The organism is Streptococcaceae bacterium ESL0729, from assembly GCA_029391995.1.
Taxonomy (GTDB): Bacteria; Bacillota; Bacilli; order Lactobacillales; family Streptococcaceae; genus Floricoccus.
Genome location: CP113924.1, coordinates 916,362 through 942,431 on the forward strand (window position 1 = coordinate 916,362; position 26,070 = coordinate 942,431).

27 protein-coding genes are annotated in these 26,070 nt (G+C 39.2%); 2 read left to right on the top strand and 25 right to left on the bottom strand.

Going from position 1 to position 26,070, the window contains the following annotated elements:
• Window positions 1–107: 107 nt before the first annotated feature.
• The 7 genes from phoU to OZX68_04610 all read right to left on the bottom strand — a co-directional run bounded on the left by phoU (window position 108) and on the right by OZX68_04610 (window position 6,113).
• Complete coding sequence (gene phoU, locus OZX68_04580; protein ID WEV60205.1) at window positions 108–761, bottom strand: phosphate signaling complex protein PhoU; 654 nt, start codon at window positions 759–761, stop codon at window positions 108–110.
• 31 nt (window positions 762–792) lie between these two features.
• Window positions 793–1,551 (bottom strand): phosphate ABC transporter ATP-binding protein PstB, encoded by a 759-nt coding sequence (gene pstB, locus OZX68_04585; GenBank protein WEV60206.1) that lies wholly within the window; start codon window positions 1,549–1,551, stop codon window positions 793–795.
• A 9-nt stretch (window positions 1,552–1,560) separates the two neighbouring features.
• Window positions 1,561–2,364 (bottom strand): phosphate ABC transporter ATP-binding protein PstB, encoded by an 804-nt coding sequence (gene pstB, locus OZX68_04590; GenBank protein WEV60207.1) that lies wholly within the window; start codon window positions 2,362–2,364, stop codon window positions 1,561–1,563.
• Window positions 2,365–2,366: 2 nt separating this feature from the next.
• Complete coding sequence (gene pstA / locus OZX68_04595) at window positions 2,367–3,257, bottom strand: phosphate ABC transporter permease PstA (protein ID WEV60208.1); 891 nt, start codon at window positions 3,255–3,257, stop codon at window positions 2,367–2,369.
• A gap of 24 nt (window positions 3,258–3,281) precedes the next feature.
• The gene (gene pstC / locus OZX68_04600) at window positions 3,282–4,205 is read right to left on the bottom strand and encodes a phosphate ABC transporter permease subunit PstC (GenBank protein WEV60209.1); all 924 of its coding nucleotides are present in this window, start codon (window positions 4,203–4,205) and stop codon (window positions 3,282–3,284) included.
• Window positions 4,206–4,235: 30 nt separating this feature from the next.
• Complete coding sequence (locus tag OZX68_04605; GenBank protein ID WEV60210.1) at window positions 4,236–5,096, bottom strand: phosphate ABC transporter substrate-binding protein PstS family protein; 861 nt, start codon at window positions 5,094–5,096, stop codon at window positions 4,236–4,238.
• 138 nt (window positions 5,097–5,234) lie between these two features.
• On the bottom strand, window positions 5,235–6,113 hold the full coding sequence (locus OZX68_04610) for a phosphate ABC transporter substrate-binding protein (GenBank protein WEV60211.1): 879 nt from the start codon (window positions 6,111–6,113) through the stop codon (window positions 5,235–5,237).
• Window positions 6,114–6,295: 182 nt separating this feature from the next.
• On the opposite strand from OZX68_04610, the gene OZX68_04615 reads away from it, so the two are divergent.
• Complete coding sequence (locus tag OZX68_04615; protein ID WEV60212.1) at window positions 6,296–6,991, top strand: response regulator transcription factor; 696 nt, start codon at window positions 6,296–6,298, stop codon at window positions 6,989–6,991.
• Between the two features lie 3 nt (window positions 6,992–6,994).
• Window positions 6,995–8,584: a HAMP domain-containing sensor histidine kinase gene (locus OZX68_04620; protein ID WEV60213.1), complete on the top strand. Its 1,590-nt coding sequence runs from the start codon at window positions 6,995–6,997 to the stop codon at window positions 8,582–8,584.
• Window positions 8,585–8,597: 13 nt separating this feature from the next.
• Here OZX68_04620 and OZX68_04625 read toward each other — a convergent pair whose 3' ends face one another.
• The 18 genes from OZX68_04625 to OZX68_04710 form a co-directional block, all read right to left on the bottom strand.
• On the bottom strand, window positions 8,598–9,020 hold the full coding sequence (locus OZX68_04625) for a F0F1 ATP synthase subunit epsilon (GenBank protein ID WEV60214.1): 423 nt from the start codon (window positions 9,018–9,020) through the stop codon (window positions 8,598–8,600).
• Between the two features lie 32 nt (window positions 9,021–9,052).
• Window positions 9,053–10,459 carry a F0F1 ATP synthase subunit beta gene (gene atpD / locus OZX68_04630; protein ID WEV60215.1) on the bottom strand — a complete coding sequence of 469 codons (1,407 nt, stop codon included), beginning with the start codon at window positions 10,457–10,459 and terminating at the stop codon, window positions 9,053–9,055.
• Window positions 10,460–10,500: 41 nt separating this feature from the next.
• Entirely contained in the window at window positions 10,501–11,376 is an 876-nt protein-coding gene (locus OZX68_04635; protein WEV60216.1) for a F0F1 ATP synthase subunit gamma, read from the bottom strand.
• Between the two features lie 11 nt (window positions 11,377–11,387).
• Window positions 11,388–12,893 carry a F0F1 ATP synthase subunit alpha gene (gene atpA / locus OZX68_04640; protein ID WEV60217.1) on the bottom strand — a complete coding sequence of 502 codons (1,506 nt, stop codon included), beginning with the start codon at window positions 12,891–12,893 and terminating at the stop codon, window positions 11,388–11,390.
• A 15-nt stretch (window positions 12,894–12,908) separates the two neighbouring features.
• A complete protein-coding gene (locus tag OZX68_04645; protein ID WEV60218.1) occupies window positions 12,909–13,436 on the bottom strand; it encodes a F0F1 ATP synthase subunit delta in 528 nt (175 codons plus the stop codon).
• 8 nt (window positions 13,437–13,444) lie between these two features.
• Entirely contained in the window at window positions 13,445–13,954 is a 510-nt protein-coding gene (atpF, locus tag OZX68_04650; GenBank protein WEV60219.1) for a F0F1 ATP synthase subunit B, read from the bottom strand.
• Window positions 13,955–13,966: 12 nt separating this feature from the next.
• Window positions 13,967–14,683 (bottom strand): F0F1 ATP synthase subunit A, encoded by a 717-nt coding sequence (atpB, locus tag OZX68_04655; protein WEV60220.1) that lies wholly within the window; start codon window positions 14,681–14,683, stop codon window positions 13,967–13,969.
• A 27-nt stretch (window positions 14,684–14,710) separates the two neighbouring features.
• Complete coding sequence (gene atpE / locus OZX68_04660; protein ID WEV60221.1) at window positions 14,711–14,926, bottom strand: F0F1 ATP synthase subunit C; 216 nt, start codon at window positions 14,924–14,926, stop codon at window positions 14,711–14,713.
• Window positions 14,927–15,086: 160 nt separating this feature from the next.
• Window positions 15,087–17,321, bottom strand: a complete 2,235-nt coding sequence (locus OZX68_04665; protein ID WEV60222.1) for a DNA internalization-related competence protein ComEC/Rec2 — start codon at window positions 17,319–17,321, stop codon at window positions 15,087–15,089.
• Between the two features lie 29 nt (window positions 17,322–17,350).
• Complete coding sequence (locus OZX68_04670; GenBank protein WEV60223.1) at window positions 17,351–18,031, bottom strand: helix-hairpin-helix domain-containing protein; 681 nt, start codon at window positions 18,029–18,031, stop codon at window positions 17,351–17,353.
• A 62-nt stretch (window positions 18,032–18,093) separates the two neighbouring features.
• A complete protein-coding gene (locus OZX68_04675; protein WEV60224.1) occupies window positions 18,094–19,320 on the bottom strand; it encodes an ABC transporter permease in 1,227 nt (408 codons plus the stop codon).
• On the bottom strand, window positions 19,313–20,212 hold the full coding sequence (locus tag OZX68_04680; protein ID WEV60225.1) for an ABC transporter ATP-binding protein: 900 nt from the start codon (window positions 20,210–20,212) through the stop codon (window positions 19,313–19,315). Before OZX68_04680 ends, OZX68_04675 begins: the two co-directional genes overlap by 8 nt.
• 174 nt (window positions 20,213–20,386) lie before the next feature.
• Window positions 20,387–22,210 carry a molecular chaperone DnaK gene (dnaK, locus tag OZX68_04685; GenBank protein ID WEV60226.1) on the bottom strand — a complete coding sequence of 608 codons (1,824 nt, stop codon included), beginning with the start codon at window positions 22,208–22,210 and terminating at the stop codon, window positions 20,387–20,389.
• Window positions 22,211–22,300: 90 nt separating this feature from the next.
• Entirely contained in the window at window positions 22,301–22,828 is a 528-nt protein-coding gene (grpE, locus tag OZX68_04690) for a nucleotide exchange factor GrpE (protein ID WEV60227.1), read from the bottom strand.
• Between the two features lie 22 nt (window positions 22,829–22,850).
• A complete protein-coding gene (gene hrcA, locus OZX68_04695; protein WEV60228.1) occupies window positions 22,851–23,888 on the bottom strand; it encodes a heat-inducible transcriptional repressor HrcA in 1,038 nt (345 codons plus the stop codon).
• Between the two features lie 117 nt (window positions 23,889–24,005).
• The gene (locus OZX68_04700) at window positions 24,006–24,605 is read right to left on the bottom strand and encodes a glycoside hydrolase family 73 protein (GenBank protein ID WEV60229.1); all 600 of its coding nucleotides are present in this window, start codon (window positions 24,603–24,605) and stop codon (window positions 24,006–24,008) included.
• Window positions 24,606–24,645: 40 nt separating this feature from the next.
• Entirely contained in the window at window positions 24,646–25,335 is a 690-nt protein-coding gene (locus OZX68_04705) for a phosphoglycerate mutase family protein (GenBank protein WEV60230.1), read from the bottom strand.
• Window positions 25,336–25,458: 123 nt separating this feature from the next.
• On the bottom strand, window positions 25,459–26,070 hold the full coding sequence (locus OZX68_04710) for a lysozyme family protein (GenBank protein WEV60231.1): 612 nt from the start codon (window positions 26,068–26,070) through the stop codon (window positions 25,459–25,461).

Genomic DNA, 26,070 nt, shown 5'->3' on the forward strand with positions numbered 1-26,070 from the left:
CATTGTTTTGTTTAATTTAAAGAAAGTACCTTGGGTATGTGAAAATATGCTGGTCTAGTCATTTTTTGACCAGCAAAAAAGGAAGGATTAATCCTTCCTTTAGTCTTTTAAAGTTCGACAATCTTACCTGTCTTAAGGTAGACAATCCACTCACATAGGTTTTTAGCATAATCCCCAATACGTTCAAGATACATGAGGGTCATGATATATTCCTTACCAGTGTGGATGGTTTCAGTATTACTCTTCATGCCTTCTAGTACCTTATTTTGAATCTCTGAAAACATTTCATCAACATCATTGTCCCAGGTAGCAATATCACGGGCACGCTCTTCATCCCCTTGCATGTAAGCATTAAGAGCTGCATCAACGATATTTTTTACCTTCTCACCCATGATGGTAATGTCTTCTTCAACTGACTCAATTCGCTCTTCCCCATCAAGGTTGATGATAGAACGTGCGATTGAGGTTACATGGTCTCCCATTCTTTCAAGGTCACTACTTGCCTTTAGAACAGTAATGATTGTTCTTAGGTCATTTGAAACTGGTTGCTGGAGGGCTATCATTTCAAGAGATTTTTTCTCAAGTTTTGTTTCAAGGTAGTTTATAGCCTCATCATCAAGGATAACCTCATCAGCCAGTTCTTGATCATGACTTACAAAGGCCCGAACAGCCTTATTAAGCTGGGCACTAACCTGCGTTCCCATTGAGTAAAATTGATTGTGGAGTTTGTTTAGCTCTCCCTCAAATTGCGTTCTTAACATATATACCCTCTTTCTACTAATTTAGCCAGACCTATCCAAATTTTCCACTAACGTAATCTTCAGTTCTTTGATCCTTTGGATTTAGGAAAATTTCCTTGGTTCTGTCGTACTCGATTAAGTCACCATCCAAGAAGAAGGCTGTCTTATCTGAGATTCGACTTGCCTGTTGCATACTGTGTGTAACAATTAATATTGTATACTTTTCTTTAAGTTCAAGCAACATTGACTCAATTTTATCAGCTGAGATTGGGTCAAGGGCACTTGTTGGCTCATCTAAAAGCAAGATGGCTGGGTCAACAGCAAGGACACGGGCGATACAAACCCTCTGCTGCTGACCACCTGAAAGTCCAAGAGCTGACTTGTGGAGCTTATCTTTGACCTCATCCCAGATATTTGCAGCCTTAAGACTATTCTCAACAGCCTCATCCAAAACAGCCTTGTCCTTAACCCCCTTTAGGCGGAGACCATAGATTACATTTTCATAGATTGAAAAAGGGAAGGGATTTGGTTGTTGGAAAACCATACCGATACTTTTTCTAAGCTCGACTGTATCCATTCTTGGCCCATAAATATTATGGTCATCATAAGTAATTGTTCCAGTTGTTGTAACACTTGGAACCAGGTCATTCATCCTATTAATCGATCTTAAAAGGGTTGATTTACCTGATCCTGATGGTCCGATTAGGGAGGTTATTTCATTAGGATAAAAATCCATTGTAATTTCTTTAAGGGTTTTCTTTTTACCATAGTAAAGGGAAAAATCCTTTACATTTAAAATTGGCTCACTCATTGCTCTCTCCTATCCAAAGTGTCCTGATACATAGTCAGCTGTTGAGTTTAATTTAGGATTTGTAAAGATTTTACTTGTCTTGTCATACTCAATCAAATCACCTGAATACATGAATCCTGTATAATCGCTGGCACGAGCTGCTTGTTGCATGTTGTGGGTTACGATGATAATTGTATAATCCTTTTTAAGGTCAGCCATGGTCTCTTCAATCTGCATGGTTGAAATGGGATCAAGGGCACTGGCTGGCTCATCCATAAGAAGGATATCAGGTTTTACAGCAATGGCCCGGGCGATACATAGACGCTGCTGTTGACCACCTGAAAGGGCTAGGGCTGATTTATTAAGGTCATCTTTAACCTGCTCCCAAAGGGCTGCCTGTTTAAGTGATGTTTCAACAACCTCATCAAGAATTTTTTTATCCTTAATTCCCTGACGTTCTAGGGCAAAGGTTATGTTTTGATAGATTGATTTTGAAAAGGGATTAGGTCTTTGGAAAACCATGCCGATGCATTTTCTAGCCTCATAAACATTAACATTTTTATCATTAATGTTTACACCCTCATAGTTGATTTCCCCAGTAACACGGGCAATATCGATTGTATCATTCATACGATTTAGGCTTCTTAGGTAGGTTGACTTACCTGATCCTGATGGCCCGATTAATGATGTTATCTTATTTTTTTCAAACTGCATATCAATTCCGTGGATTGATTCAAAGTCTCCATAAAAGACTCTCAAATCCTTGGTTGATAAGGCTATATTTTTTTCGTCAAAGGTTATGATGTGACGATCATCCCAATTATATTTAGACATGTTTACCCCGCAGATGTAAGTTTACTGTGTAATTTCTTACCGATGAAACGAGCTGAGAAATTAAATAGTAGAACAAATAATACTAAGACAGCACTTGCTCCAGCTGAAACTGCTGCTCCGTCTGGAACTGTTCCCTCGCTATTGACCTTCCAGATGTGAACGGCAAGAGTTTCTGCCTGGCGGAAGATACTGATTGGACTTGCTACTGAAAGTGGATTCCAATTTGACCAGTCAAGGGCTGGTGCAGATTGACCTGCTGTATAGATAAGGGCCGCTGCCTCACCAAAGATACGACCACTTGCTAGAACCACCCCTGTAATAATTCCTGGAAGAGCTTCCGGTACAATTACGTGGATGACTGTTTCCCAGCGTGATAGGCCAAGGGCAAGACCTGCTTCCCTTTGAGTATGGTGGATGGCCTTTAGACTTTCCTCGACATTTCTTGTCATAAGAGGAAGGTTGAAGACGGTAAGAGCCAAGGCTCCTGAAATGATTGAAAAGCCGTAACCAAATTGAACAACAAAGATTAGAAATCCAAATAGTCCGACTACAACTGATGGAAGTGAGCTTAAGATTTCAATTGATGTTCTAACAAGACCTGTTAGTTTGCTCTTTTGATTGGCATACTCAGACAGGTAAATTCCTGCTCCAAGAGATAGGGGAAAACTTATTAACATGGTGATGATCAGAAGGAAGACACTATTGAAGAGTTGAATTCCAATACCTCCTCCAACCTCATAGGCCTTGGCAGGACTTGTTAAGAATTTCCAGCTAATATGAGGTAACCCTCTTACTAAGATATATAGTAATAGGGCTGATAAAATCAAGACAATTATTCCTGAGATTGCATACAATACACGTGTTGCAATCTTATCTGCTTTTTTAGGACTCACTTTTTAATCTCCTACTAATTCCTTCTAAAATTTACCACGGTTGGCAATCAGTCTCATAATGATATTAAAGACTAGTGACATGGCAAGTAATATGAGTGCAAGTGACCAGAGGACATTATTTTGAACCGTACCCATGATGGTATTTCCAATTCCTTGGGTAAGGACACTTGTTAGGGTACTTGCTGGCTTAATCAGGCTGGTTGGCATGATAGCAGCATTTCCCACGACCATTTGAATGGCTAGGGCTTCACCAAAGGCACGAGCCATCCCAAAGACCACGGCTGTTAAAATCCCTGGACTTGCAGCCCTTAAAAGAACCTTAGAGATGGTTTGCCATCTAGTAGCTCCAAGACCCAAAGACGCCTCCTTGTAGTGTCTAGGCACTGCCTTCATGGCGTCAACAGTCATACTTGTTACTGTTGGTAGAATCATAACAAAGAGGACAAAGACTCCTGCTAGGATACCAAAACCTGTCCCTCCAAAAGTATTACGAACGGCAGGTACAACAACAGCAAGACCCACAAATCCATACACTACTGATGGAATCCCGACTAGAAGCTCAATTACTGGCTGTAAAATTTTAGCTCCTCTTTTTGGCGAAATCTCTGTCATAAAGATAGCTGCACCAACGGCAAAGGGGGTTGCTAGAAGGGCTGATAAAATAGTTACAATCAAGCTTCCCATAATCATTGGAAGGGCTCCGACCATTGGTTTTCCGTCAGGGCCTAACTCACTTGGATTCCAAGTGGTTCCAAAGAGGAAGTTAAAGGGGTTAATTTTATCAACAAAGAAGGTTGAAAGTCCTTTTTGAGCAACAAATAAGAAAATCATTGCAACAACAAAGACGATTAAGGCCATGCAGATAAAAGTAATACTTTTACCAAATTTTTCCAGCCTTGAATTTTTTGACTTTGATAGTAATTTTTCTTTAATTTTTACGTTTTCCATATTATTCCTTAATACTTAAAAAATTAAGTCCTACTTTTTAGTTATATTTCCATCAACATCACGCTCAACGGTCATGGCTGTAATTGGGATGTAGCCCATTTTTTTAACAACTGAACCTTGAATCTCATCACTTAAAATATAATCTAAAAACTCCTTGGTAAGACTTTCAGGCTCACCTTTGGTATACATGTGTTCATAAGCCCAGATTGGCCACTTGTTAATCGTTATATTTTCATCAGTTGCCTGAGCCCCATTAAGGCTGATTTTTTTGACTGAATCATCGATGTTTGAAAAGGCAAGATAGCTGATAGCTCCAGGCGTTTGGGCAACAATCTGCTTGGTCATCCCAGATGAATCCTGCTCCTGGCTAGCTTTAGCAGCCTTACCGTCCATAACCCATTTTTCAAAGGTTGCACGGGTTCCACTTCCTGCTGCACGGTTGATTAGAACAATTTTTTCATCCTGGCCGCCGACTTCCTTCCAGTTGGTGTATTCACCAGTAAAGATTTTGCGGAGCTGTTCAACACTTAGATTGTCAACCTGGATGTCCTTGTTAAGAATTGGGACAATTCCTACAACGGCTACACGATGGTCAACAAGTTTTGAAGCGTCTACTCCTTTTTTCTCTTCCGCAAACAGGTCTGAATTTCCGATTTCGACAGCACCTGCTTGGACCTGTGAAAGACCAGTACCTGACCCACCACCTTGAACATTAATAAAACGTCCTGGATTTTTTTGCGAGTAAGATTCAGCTGCTGTTTCGACTAAAGGTTGAAGGGCACTTGATCCAACTGCGGTAATCGACTCACCCTTATCAATCCACTTGGCACAACCAGTCATTAGGAATAAGGCACCTAACAGACTAACTAAACTTATAATTTTTTTATCCATATTATCTCCATATTTTAGACTTCACTTCTATTTTACCAAAAAATACTAAATATCATATAATTTTTATGGAAAAAAGGACAATAAATGTCCTTACTAGTCTAATGTCTAAGATAATATTTCCTCTAGTCAAAGCAGATATTACTTGTTGACTACCTTACCTTCTGCGTCACGGACAACCTTCATACCATCAATTGGTAGGTAACCCAATTTCTTAATGGCATCATGACTGTCAGCTACATACTGGATGAATTTCTTTTGGCCATCAGTTTCTTTAGCCTTCAAGGTATACATGTGCTCATAGGCCCAGATTTTCCATTCATTTTTCTCAATATTTTCTTCACTTGCTTGAACCTTATCAATTGAAAGGGCAGTGACACTTGAGTTTTTAATGTTTGAAAGAGCCACATAGCTGATTGCTCCTGGGATTTGTTCGACCATCTTAACAGTAGCACCTGATGAATCTTGCTCCTGCGATTTGATAACTTTAACCCCTTCACCAAGGCCATATTTTTCAAAGTTAAAACGAGTTCCTGATCCTTCAGCACGATTGATAACAGTGATTGCCTGATCAACTCCGCCAACTTCCTTCCAGTTGGTAATCTTACCTGTGAAAATATCCTTAAGTTGGGCACTTGTTAGGTTTTGAACTCCACTATCCTTGTGGGCAATCGGAACAATTCCTACAACGGCAACCTTGTAATCAACTAGGGCAGACGCATCAATTCCATCCTTTTCTTCAGCAAAAAGGTCTGAATTCCCGATTTGAACAGCTCCATTTTGGACATTAGAAAGACCAAAACCTGATCCACCACCTTGAACAGTGATTTGTGAGCCTGTATTTTTTTCCATAAATCCTTCGCTGGCACTTTCAACCAAAGGTTGAAGGGCTGTTGATCCAGCAGCGGTAATTTTTATGGGCTCATCTTTTGCTGCCTGCCCACCAGTTTTTGCTCCACATGCAGCAAGACCTAGTAGTGAGATTGTAAGCAGACCAGCAAGTTTTATACTCTTTTTCATTTCTTCCCCCGAAAGTTATGTTTTTAATTTTTACTACCCTTATATTCTAACCCATCAGCCATCTTTCGTGTGTAAAGTCTATATAAAGTAAATGTAAATTTTATGTAAATGTAAATGAAAGACATCAAATAAATTTTCCCAATCGAATTTATTTTTAAGGGCATATTTGCTAGAATAAAAATATGAAAAAAATATTAATTGCTGATGATGATAAATCAATCCGTTTTCTTCTTGAATTTACCTTTAACCAAGAAGACTACGAGGTTATAACGGTTGAAGATGGCCTCATGGCCTACGAACTCGCTCAAACTGGTCTTTTTGACGCCTTGATTCTTGATCTCATGATGCCTGGACTTTCAGGAATTGAGGTCAGCCAAAGGTTGCGAAAAAATCAAATCTACACGCCCATTCTGATTTTGACTGCCAAGGATGATTCAAAGACCATGCTCCAGGGCTTTGACCTAGGAGTTGACGATTACATGTACAAGCCATTTTCAACGCCTGAACTTGTGGCCCGAACCAAGTCCTTGATTCGAAGAAGTCACAACTACCAGAAAAAAGAGGATAAAATTATCCAGATTGACGACCTCAGAGTCGATTTAGTAAAAAAAGAGGTCTACCTAGCCAATGAAGAAATTAATTTGACCAAAAGGGAATTTGATCTTCTTTCCTATTTGATTGAAAATCAAAATACCCCCCTATCAAGGGCTGAAATCCTAAATCGTTTTTGGGGCCAGGCAAATGATTTGGCCTACACCCGAATTGTTGAGGTTCATATTTCAAAATTAAGGGAAAAAATTGAAAAGGATCCAAAAAATCCCCAGTATATTAAAACAAAAAGGGGATTTGGCTATATTTTCAAGGAAGCTGACAAATAAAGTATGAAAGCTAAAAGTAAATTTATTATCTTATCTCTCATCTACCTATTAACTTCCTTGTTCTTGGTCTACACAAGCTACCAGGGATTTTTAACTTCCCAATTGAAGGAGCTTGAAGGTGAGTTAACGCAGGTAAGTTCTAACATTAATGACAGCAGTGATTTTATCCTGCCTGCTAATGTTAAAATCTACACTTCAACTGAAAATTTGCCAGCGGATGTCGAAAATGTCTTTAAAGGCAGCAAGCAGGCAAACCTCCTTGTAGACGGTAACCTTTACCTGTCCATCCCCTTAAAAGCTAGCCAAAATCAGCTTGAGGTTATAAGGATTGGCCAAAAATTTAATTCTCATAGGGGATTTTTGATCATCTTGACATCCTATTTACTAGCCCTTTACCTGCTTTTTTTAGGCTATTATCTAAAAGAGCAAGCTAAGCAGCGAAGGGAGATTGACCAAAGCCAAAAATTAATTGATAATTTCAGGCTGAATCCCTACCAGGAGCATACTATTATCAACAGTGGCAATCAGATTTTGGAGCAATTCAATAGCTACTCCGACCAGGTTCATAAGACCTTGACCAGTAAAAATTGGGAGAATAAGAATCTTTGCAGGCTAATCGATACATTTGAATTCCCAGTCTTTGTCTATGGATCTAGCGGACGGCTCTTGGGGAAAAACGAGGCCTTTTCAAGGAACTTCCCCCAGATTGAGAAAATCAACTCCTTCACTTCTGACAGTGAGTTTTTAAGCTTTCTTCTAGCCAATCTGATTGATAAAACTGAGGGCCAGGGCCAGTTTTACTTTAAGAATTTGGACAAGTATTTCCAGGTTAAGCTTGCACAAATTAATCCTACAGGGGCAAAACAAACACCAAGTTACTTGGCCAGCATGCAAGAGGTAACCGAGCTTGTCAAGGCAAAGATAAGCCAGGATAACTTTGTTGCTAATGTCTCCCATGAATTAAAAACCCCTCTAACTTCAATTATTGGTTTCTCTAATTTGATAGCCAATCAGGACTTAAGCCCAGATCAAATCAAAGAATTTGGACAAATCATTGAAAAAGAAGCCAAGAGACTAGAAAACCTAGTCCAGGATACCCTTAAATTGACTAAAAATACCAAAGAAATTACCAAAGAAAAAATAAGAATTGATCTTTTAGTCCAAGATGTACTGGATAATTTATCCATTCAAATCAAAGACAAACAGATGATAATTATTAAAAATTTATCTTCCCTAGAATACCCAACAAATTATGAGCTTTTTTACGGGATTGCTAAAAATTTGATTGAAAATGCAATTTTTTATAGTCCTCCAGCCAAGCAAGTAATTATTAGCTTAAGGGAAGCAGAAAACAAACTTTATTTTGAGGTTAAGGACCAGGGCCCTGGTATTTCACTCATTGATCAAAAGAAGATATTTGAAAGATTTTACCGAATCGACAGTGCTAGGAAAAATATTACTGATGGGACAGGGCTTGGTTTGCCAATCGTTCAGCATAATACTTCCCTTCTTAAGGGCCAGGTAAGGCTTATCAGTAAATTAAGGGAGGGTAGTTCTTTTACAATCATTCTTCCAAACAAAAAAGAGTCCTAGGACTCTTTTTCTTTTATTCTAAATGTTTTGATACATTAATACGGTTAAGGGCACGGTGAAGGGCGACTTCTGCACGCCTAACTTCATTAATATCTTCTTTGGCCTTGGCCTCTTCGATAATTCTTTCGGCCCTTTGTCTTGCCCTTTCGGCACGACTTGTATCAATGTCTCTTTCACGTTCAGCAGAATCGGCGACAATTGTTATTAGATTATCATTAACCTCAACAATTCCTCCATTTACGGCTACCCAGTCAACGTGAGAGTCATCATCAATCCTCTTGATTTTAACTTCTTCAATTTTTAGGGGAGCAATAAGCGGAACGTGCTTAGGATAAATACCAAGTTCTCCTGATTCAGTACTTACAAGTACAAACTGAGCGTGGTGATCGTAGATAACCCCAGCTGGAGTTATTACCTGCACTGTCATGTAGTCCATAATTCACCTCTTATTTACTTTTCTTTAGAAATTTAAACTTGAAGTGTTTTCGCTTTTTCAAGTACATCTTCAATTGGACCTACACTACGGAAGGCTTCTTCTGGAACATCATCGTATTTACCATCAAGGATTTCACGGAATCCTTTAACTGTCTCCTTAACTGGAACATATGAACCTGGTTGACCAGTAAACTGTTCAGCCACGTTGAAGTTTTGGCTAAGGAAGAATTGCATACGACGGGCACGACCAACAAGGATTTTTTCCTCATCAGAAAGCTCATCCATACCAAGGATGGCGATGATATCTTGAAGCTCGCGGTAGCGTTGAAGGACACGTTGAACTTCAGTAGCAACTTCATAGTGTTCTTTCCCGACGATTTCAGGAGCAAGGGCACGTGATGTTGAAGCTAGTGGGTCAACGGCTGGGTAGATACCCATCTGAGTAAGACGACGCTCAAGGTTGGTAGTTGAATCCAGGTGGGCGAAGGCTGTAGCTGGAGCCGGGTCAGTGTAGTCATCGGCTGGCACATAGATCGCTTGGATTGAAGTTACAGATCCCTTCTTAGTTGAAGTGATACGCTCTTGAAGTTGTCCCATCTCAGTAGCAAGTGTTGGTTGGTAACCTACGGCTGATGGCATACGTCCTAGAAGGGCTGATACCTCAGAACCTGCTTGAGTGAAACGGAAGATGTTATCGATGAAGAGAAGTACATCTTGTCCTTCTACATCACGGAAGTATTCCGCAATTGTAAGACCTGTTAGGGCTACACGCATACGGGCACCAGGCGGCTCATTCATCTGACCAAATACCATGGCCGTTTTCTCGATAACTCCTGATTCCTTCATTTCGTTGTAAAGGTCGTTACCTTCACGTGTTCTTTCCCCAACCCCTGTAAATACAGAGATACCACCATGCTCTTGAGCAATATTGTGGATAAGCTCCTGGATTAGAACGGTTTTACCAACTCCGGCACCACCGAATAGTCCAACCTTACCACCTTTAAGGTAAGGGGCAAGAAGGTCGATAACTTTGATACCAGTTTCTAGGATATCATTTGAAGTTGATAGTTCATCGAAGGCTGGTGCTTTTTTATGGATTGGATTTCTCTTAACGTCTGAAAGGTCAGCTTCAAGGTCAATTGTATCACCTAGGACATTGAAAACACGCCCTAAAGTTTCAGTACCAACTGGCACGCTGATTGGTTTACCAGTATCTACTACTTCTAAACCACGTGTAAGTCCATCTGTTGATTCCATAGCAATGGTCCTTACAACGTTATCTCCAAGTTCCAAAGCAACTTCAAGAACTATTTTTTGTTTTTCGCCGTTATTGTCACGGTAGACAACTAAGGCACTATTAATATCAGGTAGGGCTTGTGTTGACGCAAACTCAACGTCAACGACCGGTCCAATTACCTGAGAAATTTTCCCAGAACTCATTTATTTCCTCCTATTGATTATTTGGAGTTTGGATAATAATGTTAATCTAAAGCAGCTGCTCCAGTAACAACCTCAATAATCTCTTGAGTTATTCTTCCTTGGCGGGCCCTATTATATTGAATAGTAAGGTCACCAATTACATTTTTAGCATTGTCGGTTGCAGTCTTCATGGCACTCATCCCCGCAGCATGTTCAGCTGTTTTAGCATCAATAATTGATCCATAAATCATGCTTTCAGCGTACTGGGGTAAAAGTGTCTCTAAAATAGCATCGCGGTCTGGCTCAAGCTCAAACTGCTTGTGGTGAGCCTGGGCTTCATTACTATCAATATCACTAATTGGTAGCATTTTTTCCACCCGAACCTGACTTGTAATACTATTTATATGGTGGGTATAACATACATAGAGCTCATCAAAAATTTCATTTTGATACATGCCGACAGCTGTAGACACAATGCTTCTAACCTCATCAAATGATGGTTGGTCTGAAAGACCACGAAGCTCGTAAGCCACATCAATCCCACGTGCCTTGAAAAAGTCAGCTCCTGTTCCACCTAAGGCTAAAATTGAATATTCATTTTGGCTATCGTGATCATCATTTAGCATCTGCATTACTGTTTTAAGGATGGTTGAATTATAACCTCCAACAAGACCCTTATCACTGGTAATTACAATATATCCTGTACTTTTAACAGGACGACTAATCAACATTGGATTTTGACTGTCACTTATATGCTCACCAGCCAGTAAATCGGTAGTGATTGAGCGGACTTTTTGAGCATATATCTGGAAGTTTTTAGCACTTTCTTCTGACTTTGAAAGCTTGGCAGCTGATACCATCTGCATGGCACCAGTTATCTGGCTAGTCTTTTTTGTTGATTCAATTTTTGTTTTTATCTCATTAAGAGAAGCACCCATTGTCTGCCCTCCTATTTAAAGCTTGTAGTATTTTTAAATTCTTCAATTGCTCCATCAAGCAAGGCTTGATCTGGTAAATCTTTTGTTTCAACAATTGTTTGTAAAAGATCTGCATGCTTGGTATCAAAGAAATCAAATAATTGATCTTGGAATTCTAGAATGTTATCCACTGGGATGCTGTCTAAGAAACCATGAGTTAAAGCATAAAGAACTAAAACTTCTTTTTCAACTGGTAGTGGCTCATGAAGTGGTTGCTTCAAGATTTCAATTGTGCGGCGTCCACGGCTTAATTTAGCCTGAGTTGCAGCATCGAGGTCACTACCAAACTGAGTGAAGGCCTCTAACTCCCTGTAACTTGCAAGGTCAAGACGTAAGGTACCTGATACCTTCTTCATTGCCTTAATTTGGGCACTACCACCAACACGAGATACAGAAGATCCTGCATCAATGGCTGGACGAATACCTGAGTAGAATAAATCTGTTTCTAGGAAGATTTGTCCATCAGTGATTGAGATTACGTTTGTCGCAATATATCCTGAAATGTCCCCTGCTTGAGTTTCAATAAATGGAAGGGCAGTCATTGAACCACCACCAAGTTCATCAGAAAGTTGAGCAGCACGCTCTAAAAGACGTGAATGCAAGTAGAATACATCCCCTGGGTAGGCCTCACGACCTGGAGGACGGCGAAGAAGAAGTGACAATTCACGGTAGGCAACGGCTTGTTTTGTTAAGTCATCATAAACGATTAAAACATGTTTTCCGTTGTACATGAATTCCTCACCCATAGCAGCTCCAGAGTAAGGAGCTAGATATAGAAGGGGAGCTGGTTGACTAGCACCAGCTGTCATTACGATTGTGTAATCCATAGCACCGTATTTTTTAAGGGTCTCAACCTGGTTACGGACAGTTGATTCTTTTTGACCGATGGCTACGTAGATACAAATCATATCCTTACCTTTTTGGTTAAGGATTGTATCGATTGCGATACTTGTTTTACCAGTTTGACGGTCACCAATGATAAGTTCACGTTGACCACGTCCAATTGGAACAAGGGCATCAATCGCCTTGATACCAGTTTGAAGTGGTTGGTTAACTGATTTACGTTGCATTACACCCGGTGCTGGGTATTCAACGGGACGAGATTTATCAGTCTTAATATCACCAAGACCATCGATTGGTTGTCCAAGTGGATTTACAACACGTCCAATCAGTGCTTCTCCAACTGGAACTTCCATGATTTTACCAGTTCTTTTGACAGTATCACCCTCACGAATAGAGCTGTAATCACCAAGGATAATGATACCGATATCAGTTGACTCCAAATTTTGAGCCATTCCGTAAGAACCATTTGAAAACTCAAGAAGTTCTCCACTCATCGCATTTTCAAGACCATGCGCACGAGCAATACCATCCCCAATATATGTGATTATACCTGTCTCAGCAACTGAAAAATCTGGAGTAAAATTTTCAATTTGCTCTTTTAAGAGCGAGCTGATTTCATTAGCATTAATAGCCAAATTTTTCACCGCCTCCTACATTATTTCCTGTGTTAATTTTAATAATTGTGCCTTAATACTTGAATCAATTATCTTACCACGGCTTTTTAAAACCATGCCACCGATAATCTTTTGATCCAAGCTATTAACAATTTCGACATCTTTTAAGTTGAATTTTTTAATGGCAATAGCCCTTACTTTTTCAAGCTGCCCACTTGTTAGTGGCACGGCTGAAATAACTTCAACTTCTGCAATTCCCTTAAGATCATCAATTTTTAAAAGGGTCTGTTTTAAAATTTCTTCTAATGAAGAGATTCTTTTATTTACTATTAATAGTTTAAGAAAATTAGCTAATTCCTTAGAAAAATTCTCACCAAGGCTATTAATAAGTGCTTCCTTTTTCGATTGTGCATATGAATTATCGAGGATGAAGGTCATTAGATTTGTTTGATCAATGATCTCAATTAAAGCTTCTACTTCCTCGGTAAGTTCATCAATTTTTCCAGCATCAGCAAAAGCTTCCAGCAAGGCCTTACTGTACCTATTTGATACAATTAAACTCATAAGCTCTCCTACTCATTGCCTAGTTTTTCAAGGTAGGCATCAATCAATCCTGATTGTGACTTCTCATCAAGTGAATTCCCAATTAATTTTTCAGCAAGTTTAACTGAAATATCAGCAATCTCACCTTTAACATTTAAGAGGGCTTCATCATGTTCTCTTGAAATTTCCTCTGCCGCACGTTTTTTAAGGATAATAGCTTCCTCACGTGCTTCTGTAATTATTTTATCACTACTTGTATTTGCAGTAGCTGTCGCGTCCTTTAAAATTTGACTAGCTTCTTTACGGCTAGTTGAAAGTTCAGCTTCACGACGCTTAGCAAGCTCTTCAGCCTTTGCTCTAGCTGCTTCTGCACCATCAATATCATCTGATATTTTTTTAGCCCTTTGCTCAAAGATGTTTGTAATTGCACCCCAAGCAAACTTCTTAATAAGGACCATCAAGATTAAGACAGCCCCAGTAGCTACAAAGATATCTCCAAGCATGGTGCTTTTTTCAGTAGCTTCCAACATTATAAACATTTTACCTACCCCTTAATCTTTTAGCTCTATTTTATGTGAAATGTAAACCATTGTTAGCGTTACAAAGATGTATGCCTGCAAGCATGAAATAAAGATTGAAAAAGCAGTCCATAGAACTTCCAAAACAAGGGCAAGTCCTAACATGATTGGGTTTCCGTGTCCCATGCTGGTTAAGAGTCCAAGTAAAATTTCACCCGCAAAGATATTACCATATAGACGCAATCCAAGGGTTAAGAAATTTGTGAATTCTTCTAAGACATTAAAAGGTGATGTAACAATCGGAGTTAGGAAACTGTTTTTAATATATTTCTTAAATCCAAAATGCTCAACACCCATAAAGTTACTTAAAAGAACAACCATCAAAGCTAGACCTAGGGTAATACCTGGGTCAGCTGTTGGGCTCTTCCAAAGAGAAATTCCATCTTTTGTAACTAATTTTGTGACCAAACCAATGTTATTTGCGACCAACAAGAAGGTAAAAAGAACAAAAGCCAGGGGACCAAATTTATTAATTTCGCCAGCTCCAGCATTATCTCTTACTATCTTATTAGTGAAATCAACAACCCATTCAAGGACATTTTGCTTGCCCTTGGGCTTGATTTGCATGTTGCGGCTGGCCCAAAAGACCAAACCAAATACAATTGTACATGCCAAGACGGTCATCAAAAGAACGGTACCATCAAAATAAATAGGGCCAATATTAAAGACGAGGTCTTTTTCGTCACCCATTATTGTACCTCCAGTTATACTTGACTACTAAAATTTACCTAGAAGTAAGAATGCAATAACGATTGCAATGATTGCAAGTCCTTCAACAAGGGCTGCTCCAATAAACATTGCTCCACGAAGCTTATCTTCCATTTCTGGTTGACGCGCTGCTGATTGTATAAAGCTTGATGCAATCAATCCATTCCCAATAGCTGCTCCAAGAGCTGCAAGTCCAGCAACTAAGCCGACACCAATTCCTACCATGTGTAAAAACCTCTTTCTTTTATTTTTGATATAAGCGTAAGATATCAATTGAACAATGAAATTCTAGTCCTTTTTTTCCCTTTTGTCAAATAGTTTTCGAGCTTTTATTGAAAATAATTCGGCACTTGCTGAAAGTTATTTTTTTAGCCCATAATCCCCTTTATTTCATCTTTTTAATGGAAAAATGCTTCCCCTGTCCCTTAATTATTATCTGCCCATCTAAATCTGTCCTAAATGTAGCTATACCATTTTTTTCAAACCTGTCCAAGGTCTCCTGATTGGGATGTTTGTAGATATTTTTTTGCCCACAAGATATAAGGGCAATTTGAGGATTGATATGCTTTAAGAAGGCTTCTGAGGAGCTAGTTTTACTACCATGATGACCAGCCTTTAGTACATCAACAGGGAGTTTGGGATAGGTTGCCATCAAAAGCTCCTCCCCTTCTTCTTCTAAATCCCCCGTAAATAAGAAATTCTTGGTAAAAAGTTGCCCGTAAAGGACTAGGGAGTCATTATTGGTCCCAAACTCCTTTGCCAGTCCTTCCTTGGGTGGTGAAAGAACCTGTAATTTAGAATTAAATATTTTCAGCTCCTCACCCGGTCTTGCTAAATGAATTTTTGTTTTTCCATCAATTTTCCTTAATTTTTCAAGTAAGACATTATTCTTCAAAGCTCCTTTAGTTAACCAAATCTCCTTAAGCTTAAAGTTTTTTGCAAGCTCCAAAAGGTCTCCCATATGATCTTCGTGGGCATGGGTTATAACTAAGGTATCAATCTTTCCAACTCCCTTACTCTTTAAATAAGGAATTAAGGTTCTTTTAGCATTTGCCTGCTTTTTTCGATTAGACCACTTTTCCTTGGAAGGTAAAGCAAGACTCCCTCCAAGATCAATTAGGACATTATTTTGGTTGTATTTGTCCCTTAAAAAGATACTATCCCCTTGACCAACATCGACAAGTGACAGGTAGGTAGCTTGCGAAAATTTATTTAAAAATAGGAGGGCAAGTAAGAGCGGAGCTAAGATAATCATTCTTTTTTTGCTAAAATTATCTATTAAATAAAAGAGACCCAAGAAAACTAAGATGAGGATAAAAAGTGCTGGTTTTCCAAAAACTATGGCTTTGATTGACCTGCTATCAAGCCCTGTAGCCAAAGCTTCTAGGTAGATAAAAAGATGGTTACAGGGAGCTAAAAGAATAGGAAAAATAAAGCTTACAAGAAGACAAAAAACAAGGACTGGAAGCAAGAGACTGGTAAAAAGAAAACCAAAAATAGGGGTTAAGACAATGGTCAGGGGTTGAAAACTATAGAAAAAGTAAATCGTCAGGGGAGCTGCTAGCAGGGAGAGGACGGCTGACTTTACAAGTTGATCCCACATTTTACTTTGAAGATTTATTTTTTGGCCCACAAGACTTATGGCAAATGACAGGAAGAAGGACAGGACACCAGCTTCAGTCAAAAGAAAACTGGGCCTTACAAGGAGGAAAACCATAAGGGTTAAGGAAAAATTTTCCAGGCCCTTTACTCCATAATTTGATAGATTTTTTTGCAGTAAGCTCCGGCTAACAGATATGGAAAAGCCAGCTAGGCCACCATATATTATGGATAAGAGCAAAAGAGCGATATTACTTACCTGGGTACTTAGACCAAGCCTTAAAAAGAGCCATCTTAGCTTTTTGAGAAAAAAATTAACATGGACACCACTTAGGGCAAAAAGATGGACTATGCCAAGACCCGTATATAAATCACGCACCTCGGAAAATTCCCGGCTGTAAAAACCTAAAATCAGGCTCAGCATATACTTATCCATGGGCTTTGGTATTACCTGTTCAATATAGTCAATTAATCTTTTCCTTAAAGACTCCAGTAATTTCAAAGGATTAACGGTCCTTTGAACCCTTACCTGCCTTATCTCTTCTATATTAAGGAGCTGATAGATTCCCCTTGTTGCCAGATACTTTCGGTAGTCAAAACCATTTTCATTTCGCCTTTTTTCAGGCCGACTAAGGCTTGCTGAAACGTCAAAAATAAGATTAGCTTGCAGGCCCTTTAGCTTTTTTTGCTCCTCCTTCGATTTAATTTTATAAAAGGATTGGTAGTTACCCGCCTTATTTCGCCCAATAAATGATAGTTGATCACCATTAATATCGATACTATCAACCTTGACAGTCAAACTACTTACAGGGCTATCACTAAGTTTAATTCGTCTTTCCTGCCACAAATTAACCAGGAAAAAATAGGCCAGAAAGAACAGAACAATTAAAGGATAGCGATAATCAAAATTTTTAAAAAGCAGGATGAAGGCAATAAGTAAGAAGCTTAAATTTAAGAAATTAAAGCAAAAAACACTATAGTAGGCTAAAACTAGGGGACAAATTAGGTACATTTTTTTCATAGGCTATCTCTTATTCTTATCTCTTATTCTTATTTAATAAGAATGCTATCTTTTAATTTTTCAAGGGATTTACTGCCAAAACCGCCAACCTTCTTTAGATCATCTGCACTTTTAAAATTGCCATTTTCCTGGCGGTAGCTAAGAATATCTTGGGCTTTTTTAAGGCCTACGCCAGGCAAAGTCTGAAGTTCTGCCAAATCAGCTGTATTAATGTTTACCTTATTGACTTGGTCTTCCTTACTAGAAGCAAGGTTTGGTTGATTTTTTTCACTGCCTGTAGGAGCTGATTCATCACCAATTTTCGCCACATAAACAACCATCTCATCGCTCAATTTTTGGGCTAGATTGATAGATTTGGGATCACCATCCTGGCTGATACCACCTGCAAGTTTTAGGGCATCGTCAACCCTTGAATCAAGCTTTAGCTTGTAAATCCCAGGATTCATAACTTCACCCTTGACATCAACCATTAAAAATTCTTGCCTTCCTTTACTACCATCATCACTATCAGCTTCTTGATTTTCTTGTTCCTTTTGTTCAAATTCCTTTAAAAGGCTACTACTGTCCATCTCCTGGTCTTTTCTACTTACTCCTTTTTCATTTACTAGTAGGAAGGCAAAAATACTTAAACTTAGAACGACGACTGCCAGTGAGCCTGATAAAAAATATTTATTTTTCCTTAATGTCTTGAGATAATCTTTCATTTCCATCTTACATAACTCCTTTATAAGTCTATACGAAAAAATCCCCAATTTTACTCGGGGATTTTAGTTTATCGGTTTTTAAAATTGTTTATTAGCTGGCGAATAATCTTATCATCGCTATAACTTAAGACATTTCTAGCATATATTTTTTCAGCTCCCTTGGTAACCAAAAAGACAGTAAAAATTTCAATTACAAGGGCAATAATCGCTTCCTTCATGCTAGCATACTGAATGGCAAGCCTTGTTGGCATGAGGGATTGCGAGATAAAGGGCACATAGGACAGGATTTTGATAATTAAGTTTCCAGGAGAGCCAGAAACTCCAAATCCAATGAGGTATCCGACCATTGAAAGATAGGTAACTGGAGCTACAGCTTGCTGAACTTGACTTTGATCATTAACTAAAGAGGCCACAATTGATGCTAGAACCAAATAACCAAAGAGGGCAACTAGTACCATAACAATTGTAATGGCTATAAAAGATAGGTCGACACCTGAAATAAAGGATAGACCAATGGCCACCAGCTCATTTTTCCTAAGGAAGAAATAGGCTACTAGACCACTAGCAAGGTAAATCAGTATCTGAGTGCAGGCTAGGGCAAAGATACCAAATAGTTTTCCGTAGTACTGGACTTTAGCACTAGTTGCTGCTAGAAGAATTTCCATGATTCTTGAAGATTTTTCATTGGCGATTTCCTGGGCAATCATTCCCACATAGATGGTTAAAAGGGTAAAGATAAAAATACCTGTAATGGTACTTACCAAGGAATTAGCCGCATTAGCTACGACTCCTCCCACCTTGTCATCACCTTTTTTATCAACACTTTTAACGGTCAGATCAGCATTTTTTTCAAGGGCTGCAATTTGATCACTGGTCAAATTGAGTTTTTGAGCCTGGGCTAAAAATTGATATTGGTTTAAAATTTTCCTGATTGAACTTTCATCTACCTTGGCATTGGCTTGACTTGAAACGATTAGACTATATTTGCCATCTGTATCCTCAAGGTAGCCGTCAATCTCTTCCTTATCAAGTTGCTCTTGAGCAGCCTGGGCATTTGCCACATCTGAAAGCTCAAGCTTTTGAGCACCTTCACCTTCAATGAACTTACTTAGGGCAGGTTCATTGACAATGGCTAGTTTTGGAGCACCTGAATCTTGAAGATTCATAAATAAGAAGGTTAGACCAATCCCAATTAGGGCAACTGTCAAAGGAGATAAAACAATGCCCCAGTAACCAATGGACTTAATTCTTGACTTGTAGACCTGTCTTGCGACAATAAATGTTTCTCTAATCATTTACAGCAACCTCCCTTCTGAAAATTTCATCAAGACTTGGAGGTGACTGGACAAAGGACTGAACATAGCCATTTCGACTAACATAGCTAAAGACCCCATGCCCTGCTTCAGCATCCCTAAGCTTCAAAAGTCGTCCTTGACCGCTTTTATTAAGGCTTAAAACTCCATCAAGAGCTAGGAGGCTCTCATCAGAATCTGGAGATTCCAAGTAAATTTCTGTCCGGCCGAATTGATTTCTAATGTGGCCGATATCTCCTTGAAGGACAGCCCGCCCCTGCTTCAGCATGGTTAGATTATCTGATAGTCGCTCGACCCCATCCATATTATGACTTGAAAAAATAATGGCTGCTCCCTTATCCTTTAGACGGTTAATCTCCTGCATCATAAGGGCAGTATTGACGGGATCAAGACCTGTAAAGGGCTCGTCTAATATTAAAAATTCAGGTTCATGAATAATTGTTGCAATCAACTGGATTTTTTGGGCATTCCCCTTGGAAAGGCTTTGAACCTTGTCGGTAACCTTACCTACAACCTCAAGGGTGTCCATCCACTTTAATAATTTTTCCTTGGCGTCAGCTCTCTTCATCCCATGAAGTTCTGCAAAATAGATAATTTGATCTTCCACAGTTACCTTCTGATAAAGACCACGCTCCTCTGGTAAAAATCCAATCTTCTTTTTAAGACTTCCTGTGATTTTTTGACCCTGCCAGCTGATTTTTGAACCCTTGTCAGCATTTATAAAATCTAAAATCATCCTAAAGGTAGTCGTCTTACCGGCTCCATTTTGTCCAATCAGCCCCATGACCTCACCAGGCCTTACTGTCATATTTAAATTATCAACAGCTTTTTTGGTGCCAAAGGTCTTGCTGACATTTTCTAACTCTAAAGTCATTAATACTCCTCTCTTGGTTTAATTTTCCTTAGTTTAACTTCTTTTCTTATTCATTTTCCTACAAATTACAAAGATTTTTTAGCTTAGGTTTTGGCCCAAGCTTTGGGTTATTGTAACATATAATATAAAAAAAAGAACACCCTAAAGTGTTTTAGGTGTGTTCTTTAAAAATTATTATTTATCAACTTCTTCGAAGTCACCATCAACTACATCATCATTTGATGAAGCTTGTGATGCATCTCCACTAGCCGCTTGTTGCTCAGCTGCTGCTTGTTCATAAAGTTTCACAGAAAGCTCTTGGACAACTTCATTAAGGCTAGCTGTCTTAGCTTTGATATCTTCAATATTATCACCTTCGAGGGCTTTGGTTAGTTCTTCACGAGCATCTTCTGCTTTCTTAACAAGAGCTTCGTCAAGTTTACCCTCAAGGTCTTGAAGAGTTTTACCAACTTGGAAGACAAGTGAATCTGCTTCATTACGAGCATCTACTTCTTCCTTACGTTTAGCATCAGCTTCAGCATTAGCTTCAGCTTCCTTCATCATCTTATCGATTTCTTCATCAGTAAGTCCTGAATTAGATTGGATAACGATTGTTTGCTCTTTTTCAGTTCCTAAATCTTTAGCCTTAACTGATACGATACCATTTTTATCAATATCAAATGTTACTTCGATTTGTGGGATACCACGAGGAGCTGCTGGAATGTCTGTAAGCTGGAAACGACCTAAAGTTTTATTGTCAGCTGCCATTGGACGTTCACCTTGAAGTACGTGAATATCTACTGCTGGTTGGTTGTCAGCTGCAGTTGAGAACACTTGTGACTTACTTGTTGGGATAGTAGTGTTACGATCAATAAGTTTAGTCATAACTCCACCCATTGTTTCAATACCAAGTGAAAGTGGTGTTACATCAAGAAGAACTACGTCTTTAACATCACCTGTGATGACTCCACCTTGGATAGCAGCACCCATAGCTACCACTTCATCAGGGTTAACAGATTTGTTTGGTTCTTTACCAGTTTCTTTCTTAACAGCTTCAACTACCGCAGGAATACGAGTTGATCCACCAACTAGGATAACTTCATCGATATCTGAAGCCTTAAGTCCAGCGTCAGAAAGGGCACGGCGAACAGGTTCTTTAGTACGTTCTACTAAATCACTTGTAAGTTCATCGAATTTAGCACGAGTAAGAGTTAACTCTAAGTGAAGAGGTCCAGCTTCTCCTGCAGTGATGAATGGTAGGCTGATTTGAGTTGAGCTTACACCTGATAAATCTTTTTTAGCCTTTTCAGCTGAATCTTTCAGACGTTGCATAGCCATTTTATCTTTAGAAAGGTCAATTCCGTTTTCTTTCTTGAATTCAGCAACCATCCAGTCGATAATCTTGTTATCAAAGTCATCCCCACCTAGGTGGTTGTCTCCAGCTGTTGAAAGTACGTCGAATACTCCGTCTCCAAGTTCAAGGATAGATACGTCAAATGTACCACCACCAAGGTCAAATACAAGAACTTTTTCGTCAGTATCTTCTGCCTTATCAAGACCGTAAGCAAGGGCTGCTGCTGTTGGTTCATTTACGATACGTTCCACTTCAAGACCTGCAATTTTACCAGCATCTTTAGTAGCTTGACGCTGAGCATCATTGAAGTAAGCTGGTACTGTAATTACCGCTTTATCAACTTTTTCTCCAAGGTAGTCTTCAGCAAAACCTTTAAGGTATTGAAGAATCATAGCTGAGATTTCTTGTGGAGTGTAAGATTTACCATTTGCTTCAACCTTGTAATCTTCACCCATGTGACGTTTGATTGATGCAATTGTATCTGGATTTGTTACAGCTTGACGTTTAGCAACTTCACCAACTTGGATTTCTCCGTTTTTGAAGGCTACAACTGATGGAGTTGTACGGTTTCCTTCTGGATTTGGAATAATTTTAGCGTCGCCACCTTCAAGGACTGCTACTGCTGAGTTTGTTGTTCCAAGGTCAATACCAATAATTTTAGACATATTACTTTCCCCTTTTTTATTTTTACTTTTATTATTTTATTTCGTTTTTATTTTATAGTTTAAAGACATTTCAGTCAAAAATTTTGTTGATTACTGAGCTACTACAACCATGCTTGGTCTTAAAACTCGGTCATGAAGTTTGTAACCCTTTTGGAAGACTTGCACAATTGTATCAGCCGGATGTTCATCATCTGCTGGAACAGTCTGGACTGCCATATGGAAGTTAGGATCAAAAGCTCCTTCAGTTGAAATTTCTTCAACTCCCTCTTCTTTTAGGGCATTTGATAGGCTCTCTTGAACCATCTCAATTCCTTTTTTAACTGACTCATCCATTCCTTCGACAAGGAGAGCACGCTCTAAGTTATCAAGACTTGGGATAATTTTTTTAGCCAAATCCTGTGAACGATACTTTTGGATACTTTGGCGTTCTTCAACTCCGCGACGCTGAATGTTTTGCATTTCAGCTGCCGTACGAAGGTACTTATCTTCAAGCTCATCAGCCTTCTTCTGAAGAAGTTCAAGCTCACTTAACTCTTCGACAAGCTCCTTGGCTTCTTCAACCAAATTTTCTTCAACTTCTTCTGCTCGTTCTTCTTTTTTTAAATCTTCCTTAGACACATTTTTCTCCTTATCTTTTCAACTACTTTTGGACCTCGTAGTGATTACCATCTAGGTACCTATAGTAGTCAGCCAGCTTCATTGATAGAATTTTTGCTATCAAATCAACGAGACCAACCACCCGGTCATAATCTATATCAATCGGTGCTATAACAAGGGCCGTACCAATCCCCCGATAGGGGATAATAAACCTCTGAGCTATGAGGGTCAAATCCTTAAAAAGATCATCCTCCCCTAGCTTAATGGTTCGTGCATTATTAGCATCAACCATCCCCCTAAGATTTTGAGCCAACTCATCTCGGTCACTCAATAAGCGGTACAAGTAATCATTATGCTGGGCATAGTCAAGCAACCTGTATTCATCAACCATCTGAATATCTTCCTCGTACAAGACTGAAAAAATATAATCAAAAAGTTCAGATACATCAATTGTTACTTGAAAGAACTTAGCCAGAATCTGAGGAATCTCAGTCCTTAAAGCATAGTGGATATCAAGAACCCTCTTACCGACCAGCCTAGACTTAACAAGAGCCGAAATTTTCTCAACATCATCAACTGCCATACTACTTGGTAGGATAAACTGATTGGTCTTAACACTTCCGGTACTTAAGGTCATAACAGCAAGGGCTGAATGACTGTCAAGAATTACAATATCAAAATTTGTTAGCCTCTGCTCAAGCGGCGGAATACCCAAGACAAAACTTGTGAGCCCCGTCCTACTTGCAAGTAAGCCAGCTGCTGTTTCAAAAATATCATTCAACCTATAAAAATCATGGTCAAACGAGTTCATAATCTCAAAGATTGCATCCCGGTCCAACTGACTGGGCTGTAAAAAGTTATCGACAAAGTACTTGTAGCCATCGATTGATGGTACCCGACCACTAGAAAGATGCTCCTTCTTTAAAAAACCAGCATCCTCAAGCACCTTCATATCATTTCTGATGGTGGCACTTGATGCCTTGATTGAATCCATTAAAACTTTGGAACCAACAGGTATGTGAGTTGATCCGTACCTAATTACAATCAGGCTCAAAATATCTTCTTGTCTTTTTGTTAACATTAGCACTCACACCTCCTGACTGCTAACTATATGTACATGATACACCCTATTTTATATAAAGTCAAGAAAAAAGCATAAAAATTAGCACTTGATTTATTCAAGTGCTAATTAAAGAAATTAATTGTCATATTGATATAATTTATACTGCTCGATTAACTCAATTAACTTACTGGCATAGGTAGGATCAGTTGCATAGCCTGCATCTTGAATGGCCTGGGCCGCTTCCTTGTAGTCACCTGCGGCAACAACAGCTGCATACTTGCTCTTGTCCCAATCAACTCCCTCACGCATAAGCCTTGCATGGGCTATGATTGAATCCCTCCAAGAGTCATACCAGGCAAAATCACCAGTAGCTGTAATCCACTCTCCGTCCAGGTATTCCTTGGTTTCAAGTTTAATATGTTTCCCGCTACTATCTGCCTTTACGCCAAATAAGTTTTTATACTTGCTGGCAAGTTCACTCTGGCCAAAGTTTGATTCAAGACTTGCCTGAGCTATGATTAAAGAAGCTCTTATTCCGTAGGCTTCTTGAACCTCCTCAGCAGCAGGAGCTATCTCTTTGATAAACTCCTTACGATCAATTTTTACTATCGTTTCCTCAAGCTTACTTGAACTTTGGTCGGTATGCTCCAGGGAAAAGTTACCAATAAAGAGAGTTACCAAAAGCTCAATTAAGATAAAAAAGATAAAAAATGGTAGCTTTAACTTTCGTCTCACCCGTATCCTCCGTGACTAATCTTCTTTCAACTCCTAAAATTTATGTTAAGTCATCCATCAATTTTCGACCCGTCATCCTGTAAGACATGTCACCAACTGCTTCAACCTTAAATTCACCGTCATAGGTAAGCTCAGTAACACTTCCATTGTCAAGCTCTTGAACTCTTGGTTGGTCTGGGTTAATTAAGTGGATAAAAGTTGCAATAGTTAATCCGTGGCTAACGATTACAATATTTTTGGCACCCGTGTCAACGGCCTCCCTTGCTATATCCTCAAAACCTGTTAGGATTCGGTCCCTCAAAACTTCCCAAGGTTCAGCCCAACCTGCTGTATCAACTTCCATGATACCACGGGCCATGTCCTCATAGCTTAATTTTTCAATATCCTGCCCCTTATAGGCATCAGTCCTTGGTAGAACACCACCAAATAACTCACCATCATAGGCCCCGTCCATAGATCCAAAACACCATTCACGGATTCTTGGATCCATGGTATAAGGAATGTCTTGATTGTCAGACTGACTCAAGATTAAATTCATGGTCTGAAGGGTTCTCCCGCTGTCTGATGAGTAGGCCCTGTCAAACTTAAGCCCCCTATCCTTAAAACCAAGTCCAAGTTCAATAATACCAATTTCTCCTGTCTTAGTTAGGGGAGTATCTGACCAACCTTGAGCCCGACCAATTGTATTAAACATGGTTTTACCATGCCTTACCAAGTAAATTTTAACCATTATCTATCTTCCTTTCATAAAACCACAATTTAAACGCTTTATTTGAGCCATTATAGCATATTTTTAAGGTCTTGTTAATTTGACGCTTGTTCCACTAAAAAAAGCATCCAAAAGGATGCCTTCTTAAAACCAACTCATAAATCGTACAAGGTATAAATTAATCCTTACCTCCCAAGCATAGAAGATGTTACCGCCATTGACGTATAACTTTCCACCATTAAAAAAGAAGGAAATAGGTGTTAGATGCTTGTAAGTAGCCGCATCCTCATTGCCCAAAGACTTGGCAAGAACATCTGCTGAGTAACTTTCACTAAGCTTGAGGGTATTTTTCTTCCCCCTTTGGGCCACGTAATCAATGTAGGCCTCACCAAAATTATAGGCCTGAACTCCTGTCCAAATATCAACACCTGCTAAAGATGCCGCCTGAAGTCGTTCTGATAGGGTAATGATACCCTGCTTTATGCTATCTTCCTGACTGGAAATAGCATTAGGCTCATAACCCAAGCTTTCGCTAGACTGCATGACGTCAGCTGCCTGACCCTTAGTTTCTGTATAAATTATGGCCAAGGCAAGCTCGGTGTCATTATTACCTGCCACCCCGTGATTCTTCAAGCTTTCCTCAATATAAGGCTTGTAGGACAAGACTTGCTTGACATTTTTATGGACATTAAAAAGATACAAACCTGCAAAAAGCAAGGCAGCAAGGATAATTAACCTTCGAATTAGTTTAAACAT